Raw genomic sequence first — 1,127 nt, forward strand, 5'->3', positions numbered from 1 at the left:
TCCGCGTAGGGCACCACGCCGTCGGGGCGGGTCAGCTCCGGTGGCTGGTACTGCTCGCGGCGGCGGCTCCAGGCCGGAGAGTCGCCGCCATCGGCGTCCACGGCGAGCGGGTCCACCACGTGCAGGTGCCGCTCCTCGCGCGACCGCCCGCCACCCGACCGGCCGGCGCCGCTGGCCCGCCCGGAGAGCACCCGCTCCAGCTCCGACCAGGGCATCTCCGGGTTGTGGAAGCTCATCCGGCCGCTCCGGCCGCTCCGGCCGCGTTGCTCGGCCCGGTACTGCTCGACCGAGGGATGCTGGGCGACCGGGTCGACGACGAACACGACGGCGGTCGCCCCGACGGCGGCGAGAGGTGCGATGAGCGTGATGACTCACAGGCATCTTGATGTCTGTGAGTCATCACGCTCATCAGGACATCTGCTCCCCGGCCAGCGCGGAGCCAGCCGACGCCGGGCAGGGATCGACCTGACTTAGTCATAGATCGCTTCCACCAACCACTGCCCCGACTCCACGGCCAGCAGCAGGGCAGCACCGTCGGCCAGGCTGACCTGGAACCGGGCCCGGCGGCGGGCCTCGGCCGGCGCCCACCAGCGCTCGTCCACCGGCCATGGCCCGGCCCAACCCACGATCTCCGCCGGCTGACCGGTGCCGACCACCAGTCGGGCGGGCGCGGCGCTCACCGCCAACCGCGCGCTGATCACCACCGGCTCACCGGCGGCGTCGTGCACGGTCGCGGCGAGCGGACTGGGCAGCACCACGGCGGGCGCGGGCGGCGGCAGCCGGCCCGGCCACGGCGGAGCTTCGGGCCGGGCCGGGACGCGTTCGTCGCCCCACGGCACCAGTCGCACCTGGTCGGCCGGGGCGCGCCCACCACCGAGCACCGCGGTGACCACCGCCTCCGGGCCGAGGATGCCCTGCACCCGGCTCAACGCCCGGTGCGCGCGTTCCCGCTCCTCGCCGGTCTCCCCCCAGAGGCCGGCCTGCAGACCGGCCTGGGCGATCACCCCGTCTGGAATCAGTCGCAGCCGGATGATGCCGGCCGTCGGCCGGGCCGGTCGGGCACCGGCGCGGCCGTTGCTGCCGGAGAGCCATCCGTCGAGCTGCCAGCGCACCCGGTCGGCGATGGC

At 75.4% G+C, this 1,127-nt stretch carries 1 protein-coding gene and 1 pseudogene; both read right to left on the reverse strand.

The genetic code is table 11. From position 1 onward, the window contains the following. The coding region (locus tag ABZ749_RS35555; protein WP_357235845.1) for a hypothetical protein at positions 1 to 236 on the reverse strand (236 nt) is incomplete at its 3' end. A 234-nt stretch (positions 237 to 470) separates the two neighbouring features. Continuing rightward, positions 471 to 1,127: pseudogene (locus tag ABZ749_RS35560) on the reverse strand (DNA polymerase Y family protein); the annotation flags it as partial.

Source organism: Micromonospora sp. NPDC047753, from assembly GCF_040642735.1.
Lineage (GTDB): Bacteria > Actinomycetota > Actinomycetes > Mycobacteriales > Micromonosporaceae > Micromonospora.